Annotated in this window: 5 protein-coding genes; 1 reads left to right on the top strand and 4 read right to left on the bottom strand. The window is 70.4% G+C overall.

Annotation, left to right across the window (positions count from 1 at the left end):
• Positions 1-129: 129 nt before the first annotated feature.
• Together IJH84_RS18045 and IJH84_RS18040 are read right to left on the bottom strand one after the other, a co-directional pair.
• On the bottom strand, positions 130-1,431 hold the full coding sequence (locus tag IJH84_RS18045; RefSeq protein ID WP_295146536.1) for an aromatic acid/H+ symport family MFS transporter: 1,302 nt from the start codon (positions 1,429-1,431) through the stop codon (positions 130-132).
• A gap of 250 nt (positions 1,432-1,681) precedes the next feature.
• Entirely contained in the window at positions 1,682-2,839 is a 1,158-nt protein-coding gene (locus tag IJH84_RS18040; protein WP_295146534.1) for an acyl-CoA dehydrogenase family protein, read from the bottom strand.
• A gap of 103 nt (positions 2,840-2,942) precedes the next feature.
• Here IJH84_RS18040 and IJH84_RS18035 point away from each other — a divergent pair, with 103 nt between their 5' ends.
• Positions 2,943-3,722, top strand: a complete 780-nt coding sequence (locus tag IJH84_RS18035) for an SDR family NAD(P)-dependent oxidoreductase (protein WP_295146531.1) — start codon at positions 2,943-2,945, stop codon at positions 3,720-3,722.
• Positions 3,723-3,769: 47 nt separating this feature from the next.
• On the opposite strand, the gene IJH84_RS18030 is transcribed toward IJH84_RS18035, so the two are convergent.
• On the bottom strand, positions 3,770-5,029 hold the full coding sequence (locus tag IJH84_RS18030; RefSeq protein ID WP_200069490.1) for a CaiB/BaiF CoA-transferase family protein: 1,260 nt from the start codon (positions 5,027-5,029) through the stop codon (positions 3,770-3,772).
• An 18-nt stretch (positions 5,030-5,047) separates the two neighbouring features.
• Positions 5,048-6,515, bottom strand: a 1,468-nt coding sequence (locus tag IJH84_RS18025; protein WP_295146530.1) for an aldehyde dehydrogenase family protein, incomplete at its 5' end; no start/stop codon positions are given.

The following is a 6,515-nucleotide window of genomic DNA, read 5'->3' as shown; positions in this document are numbered from 1 at the left end:
GGCCGCGTTGTGGCCGGTCGCGCCAGGGCACGCGGAAAGTCGCTCAGATTTTCCGCACGTGCTCCGGTTGCGCGGAGCAACCGTGGTGGCTGCTGCCTGTTGTGCTCGATGTGGCGATCACCGCCGTGCTCATCGGGCTCTACCCGTGCTTCTCCGCCGGTCCGATGGCTGCGGAGCGGCTTCGCGTGGCGTGCACAACAGCGCCGCCATGCCCAGCGCGGCGGGCAGTACGAACAGGTAGAAGTCACCGCGCAGCCCGAAACCCGCGGTGATCGCGAAGGCACCGAGCATCGGTCCGAGGATCGCGCCCACCCGGCCGACCGACAGGATCCCGCCGAGCGCACCTGCGCGGACCCCGGCCGGGAAGCGTTGCGCGATGTGGCCGTTGAGCACGATCTGCGTGCCGTTCGAGCCGACCCCGGCCAGCGCCACCGCCAGGTACAGCACCACCGTCGGCGGGTTCGTGCTCAGGATCAGCAGTGCCAGCACCGCTACGCCGAACGCCGCGATCACCACGATCCGGGCGCCGAGCCGATCAGCCACAGTGGACAGCACCAACGCGCCGGCCACGGCGCCGACGCTCAGCGCCACGAGGAACTGCAAGGAGGAACCGAGCGGATAACCCGCCGAGCGCATGATCTCCGGAAGCCACGTGTTGAGGCCGTAGACGACCACTTGCCCGAGGAAGCTCGCCGCAGCGAACGCGACGACCAGCCGCGGATACGGGCGCCGCAACAGAATTCGGAAGCGCTCACGCCCGGCAGCGGTGGCGGCTGCGGGCTCCGGCGCCGCGATTCCGTACTGCGCGGCGACCCGCTCGGCTTCCGCTCGCCTGCCCCGCGCCGCGAGGAAGTCCACAGACTCCGGCAACCACCGCCACGCCACCGGCACGACCAGCACCAGCGGCAACGCGCCGATCGCGAACATGGGGCGGAAACCGTGCCCGGCGACCAGCACCAGGCCGAGCACCGCCGCCAGCACCGCACCGACCGAGTAGCCGGAGTTCATCAGCGCGTTGACGAGATTCCGTCGCCGCGGCGGGGCGAATTCGACGGTGAGCGCGATCGCGGTGGGGATCACGCCGCCGAGGCCGATGCCGCCGAGGAACCGGAACAGCCCGAACAGCTCCGGGGTCGGCGCCACCGCGCACGCGCCCATCGACAGCGAGAACCAGGTGACGCTGGCCAGCATCAGCTTGCGGCGGCCGAGCAGGTCGGTGGTCACACCGACCAGCAACGCGCCCAGCAGCATCCCGATCAGCGAGTAGCTAGCGATGGCCCCGACCGCGGTGGCGTCCAGGCCCCACGGCTCGTAGCGCAGCAGGCTCGGCACGACAGTGCCGTAGACGATGAGGTCGTAGCCGTCGCACACGATCGTCACGAAGCAGATCGCCGCGACCACGCCACCGCGTCGTTGCGGTAAGCCGTCCACTTTCGACTCCTTCGCGGGACTCGTCCTGACCCGATCGGTGCGGTCCGCAACGGCTCGGGGCGGTTTCACAAGCGGCGTAAGCCGCTTGCGGTGCGGGACTCAGGCGGACCACCGGCGGGTTCTCAGGCGTCTTCTGGCGAGGACAGCGCCGACGCCGCGTAGGGAGCTACGTCAGGAGGCGATCCCGGAGCCAGAAGACGCCTGAGGTTCCGCTACCCGACCCACTACGCAAACCGTTTTAAGACACTATTCAGTAGATCTTGCCGATGTCCTTGGTCAGCTGTCTCGCGAGGGAATCGAGGATCACTTCGGTGGATCCTTCGTAGATCCGCATCGGTCTCGCTTCCCGGTAGAGCCGTTCCATCGTGGACCCACGCACCAGGCCGAACCGGCCCATGGTCTGCAGCGAGCGGTCCACGATCCGCGCGCACGCCTCCGTCGCGCCGACTTTGGCCATCGAGGACAGGTGCAGGTTCGCCAGCGGATCGCGGGCGGCGCCCGCCGCAGCGCGGTAAGCCAGCGAGCGCGCCATCTCCAGGTCCGTCCACGAAGTCGCCAGCGACTCCGGAACCGACCCGAGCCGGGCGAGGGACACGCCGAACTGCTCGCGCCCGGTCGCGTGCCGCACGGCCTCCTCCAGCGCGGCCCGCGCAGTGCCCACCGCGGCTCCGGCGACCGAGACGCGGAACGTGGCCAGCGTCGCCAGCATCAGCTTGAACCCGCGGCCGCGCTCGCCGAGCCGATTGGCCGCCGGGACCCGCACGTCGTCGAGCACGACGTCGCCGAGCACGTGCGGCGCGATGATCTGATGCGGCTTCTCCGTGGACACGCCCGCCGCGTCCGCGGGCACCAGCACCAGCGAGTAGTCCTCGCCTTCCTTGCCCAGCACGCAGTAGTGGTCGGCGTCCCCGGCGTTGGTGATGAACGACTTGTGCCCGCGCAGCACCAGCTCACCGTTGCGCTCGGTGATCGTGGTGCTGATCGCGCGCAGGTCCGATCCGACGTCCGGCTCGGTCAGCGCGAGCGCGGCGATCACCTCGAGCGCGGCGACCTTCGGCAGCCAGGTCCGGCGCACCTCGTCCTGCCCGCCCGCGCTGATCGCGTAGCTGCCGATCCCTTGCATGCCCAGCATCGAGTCCAGGTGCGCGCTCTCGGCGGCGAACGCCTCGCGGACGACGGTCACCGCAAGCGAGTCGACCTGCTCGTAGCGCCCGCCGTACTCGGCCGGGACCACGATCGAGGCGAGCCCGCTGTCCGCGAGGCGCTTGCGCATCTCCGGGTCGATGTCGTCGGATTCGTCGGCGCGGGCGGCGATGTCGCGCACCGATGCCGCGAACTCGCGCGCCTCGGCTTGCAGTTCCCGGTGCCTGCGGGGGAGCTCGAAGACCCCGTGCTGCTCGTCGGTCACCGCCGCGCTCCTCTCCCTTGAGGCATATTGATGATTACCATAACAATGAATACTGACCGCTGGAAGATGCCGCGCCCCGCCGGGGCGCTCTAGGAGGTGCCGCGTGTCGGGTGAACCGCACCGTTTCGACCCGCAGACCGCGTTCGACCTGACCGGGAAGGTCGCCCTGGTCACCGGTGGCAGCCGCGGGCTGGGCAGGCGGATGGCCGAGGGGCTCGCGGCCGCAGGCGCCGACGTCGTCATCGCCAGCCGCAGCCGGGAATCCTGCGAACAGGCCGCCACCGAGATCGAGCACGCGACCGGGCGCACCGCGCTGCCCGCGCCCGCGCACGTCGGCCGCTGGGACGAGCTGGAGTCCCTTGTGGACACCGCCTACGAACACTTCGGGCACGTCGACGTGCTGGTGAACAACGCGGGGATGTCGCCGCTCTACGACGACCTGAACTCGGTCAGCGAGGAACTGTTCGACAAGGTTCTCGGGGTGAACCTGAAAGCCCCGTTCCGGTTGGCCACGCTGGTGGGCACCCGGATGGCCGCCGGGTCCGGGGGCAGCATCATCAACATCAGCAGTGCCGGAGCGGTGCACCCGCGGCCGGGCATCCTGCCGTACGCCGCGGCCAAGGCGGGGCTCAACGCCATCACCACCGGGTTCGCGCACGCCTTCGGCCCATCGGTGCGCTGCAACGCCATCATGGCGGGGACGTTCCACACCGATGTGAGCTCGTCCTGGGACCCGGAAGCGTTCGCGCGCCGCGCCGAGGGGTTCGCGCTGCGCCGAGGCGGGGACCCGGACGAGATCGTTGGCACGGCGCTGTACCTGGCCGGCGCGGCGTCCAGCTACACGACCGGGTCGGTGATCACAGTGGACGGTGGGCAGCCGTGAGGCGGTGATCGGCCGCGGGCCGCCGGAATTCCCGGCGGCCGGCCGGATCATCGCGCTCCGGAAGCGATCACGCCCCGGCCGCCGAGTTCGTCCAATTCGGACTCCGCCAGCCCGAGCCGCTCCCCCAGCATCGCGCCGGTGTGCTCGCCGATGCGCGGCACACCGTCGTAAACCGGACCGTCGTAGCCCGCCAGGTGCAGGATCGGCCCGGGCATCAGGGAACCGGCCAGTTCGTCCCGCCCGGTGATGCCCACCAGCGTCCGCTGCAGGAAGTGCGGGTCGGCGACGATGTCGGCCGCATCGTTGACCGGGGCGTTGACCACCTCGTGCTCCTCCAGCAGCGCCAGCGCCTTCGCTCGCGGCAGCGAACCGACCCAGTCCCGGACCCGTTGCTGGACCTCGTCGTTGTTGGCCAGCCGCGCCGCGTTGGTGGCGAAATGCGGGTGCTCGATCAACTCCGGGCAGCCCATCGCGCTGAACAACCGCTCCGCGATCGCCTGGTTCGACGCGGCGATCGAGAGGTACTTCCCGTCGGCGGCCTCGTAGATCCCGCGCGGCGACGCGGCTCCGGTGCCGTTGCCGATGCGGCCCTGGATCTCGCCGAGTCCGGTGTACTTCAGCAGCATGTCCCCGATGATGAACATCAGCGGTTCGTACAGCGCCACGTCGACCACTTCGCCCTGGCCGGTGCGTTCCCGCCGGTACAGCGCCATCGCGGTGCCCATCGCGGCGGCGATGCCCGCGATGGAGTCCGCGAAGCCGAACGGCGGGGAGGTCGGCGGCAACTGCGGCCAGCCGTTGATCTGGGCGAAGCCGCTGGCGGTCTCGGCCACGGTGCCGAAGCCGGGTTGCGACTTGTACGGGCCGGTCTGGCCGAAACCGGAAACCCGGGTCAGCACCAGAGCTGGGTTGTCCGCGGCCAGCCGTTCGTAACCCAGACCCCACTTCTCCAGCCGTTCCGGGCGGAACGACTCGACGACCACATCGGACTGCGCGGCCAGCCTGCGCACCAGCGCGCGGCCCTCCGGGTCGCGCAGATCCACGCCGACGGAGCGCTTTCCCGCGTTGAGCCGGGCGAAACCCAGCGACAGGCCGTCCTTCTGCGGCACCCACTGCCGGGCGTAGTCCCCGGTGACCGGGTCCTCGACCTTGACCACGTCGGCGCCGAAGTCGCGCAGCATCCGGCCCGCGGTGGGCGCGGCGTACATCGTGCCGAGCTCCAGCACCCGCACGCCCGCCAGCGGTCCCGCACCGGATGCACCCGCAGACCCGGAGGTGTCGGCCGAGGCCGATGTCGTCCCTGCCATGATCGCCTCCTCGGCGGCCTAAAGCCGCCACTGGATGTGCCGGGGTTCCAGGTATTCCCGGATTCCCCATTCGCCGAGTTCGCGGCCGACGCCGGAGCGGCCCGACCCGCCGAACGGGGCGTCGGGGCGCATCCCGCCGCCGCCGTTGATCCACACCGTGCCCGCGCGCAGCCGCTCGGCAACGTGGCGCCCCTCGTCGAGGTCGGCGGCCCACACGTTGGCGGCCAGCCCGTAGGCGGTGTCGTTCGCCAACCGGACCGCTTCCTCGGTATCCCGGAACGGCACGACGACCGCGACCGGGCCGAAGATCTCTTCCTGCACGGCGCGGGCGTCGTGCCCCAGCTCGCCGAGCAGCACCGGGTTCACGAAGTAACCCTTGTCCGGCAACGGTTTTTCCACCGACAGCAGCTTCTTGCCACCGGCCTCGACCGCGTCGTCGACGTAGCCGCGCACCCGGTCCCGGTGGTCCGGCCGGATCATCGGCCCGATGTTGGTCTCCCGGTCCCACGGGTCGCCGACGACCATCTGCTCGAAGGCGTCCGCGCTGGCCGCCAGGAACCGGTCGTAGAGATCCTCGTGCACCAGCAGCCTCGCCAGCGCCGCGCAGCCCTGACCGCCGTTGCGCGACCAGCGCAGGTGCATGTCGGTGGCGAACGACTCGACCTCGGTGCCCGGCAGCACGATGCTGGCGGATTTGCCGCCGAGTTCGAGGGTGACGCCGTTGAGGTTGCGGGCCGCCTGCTCCATGATCTTCGAGCCGACCGCGTCCGAACCGGTGAACGAGACCTTGTCCACCCCGCGGTGCGCGGAAAGCCGTTGTCCCGCTTCGGTTCCGCCGACGACGGTGTTGAGCACGCCCGCGGGCAGCTCGGCTTCGCGGACGAGGTCGCCGAACAGCAACGTGGTCAGCGGAGTCCGCGGTGACGGCAGCAGCACGACGGTGCACCCGGCGGCCAGCGCGGCCCCGAACTTGTAGATCGCCAGGTTCAGCGGGTAGTTGTAGCCCGTGATGGCGGCGACCACGCCGACCGGGAAGTGCGTCACGTCGCTTTCGGTCGGCACCGGCTGGTCGAACCCGCCGAGGTGCACCGTGCGGTCCTTCTTGGCCGCCTCGGCCTGCCACCGCAGGTGCGAGATCCCGAGGGCTACCTGCATCCCTTCGGCCAACGACACCGGCGTGCCGACCTCGTTCACGATCGAGGCGAGCAATTCGTCCCGGTGCGCTTCGAAAACGTCCGCCAGCCGGTGCATGGCTGCGCTGCGTTGCACACCGGTCAGCGACGACCAGGGGCCGAACGCTTCGCGCGCGGCCGTCACCGCTTGGTCCACCTGCTCCGGTGCGGCGCCGCCCACGGTCGCCAGCACGTCCTCGGTGGCCGGATTGCGGACTTCCCAGCTCTCACCGGCAGGCTGCACGGGCTTGTTGGCGATGGTGAGCGTACGTACTTGCGGGACGAAATCGCGCAATGGGCGGGAATCGGTGTTC

The organism is Saccharopolyspora sp., from assembly GCF_017434145.1.
In the GTDB taxonomy this organism is placed as follows: domain Bacteria; phylum Actinomycetota; class Actinomycetes; order Mycobacteriales; family Pseudonocardiaceae; genus Saccharopolyspora_C; species Saccharopolyspora_C galaxeae.
This window is presented reverse-complemented; position numbering and strand designations above follow the sequence as displayed.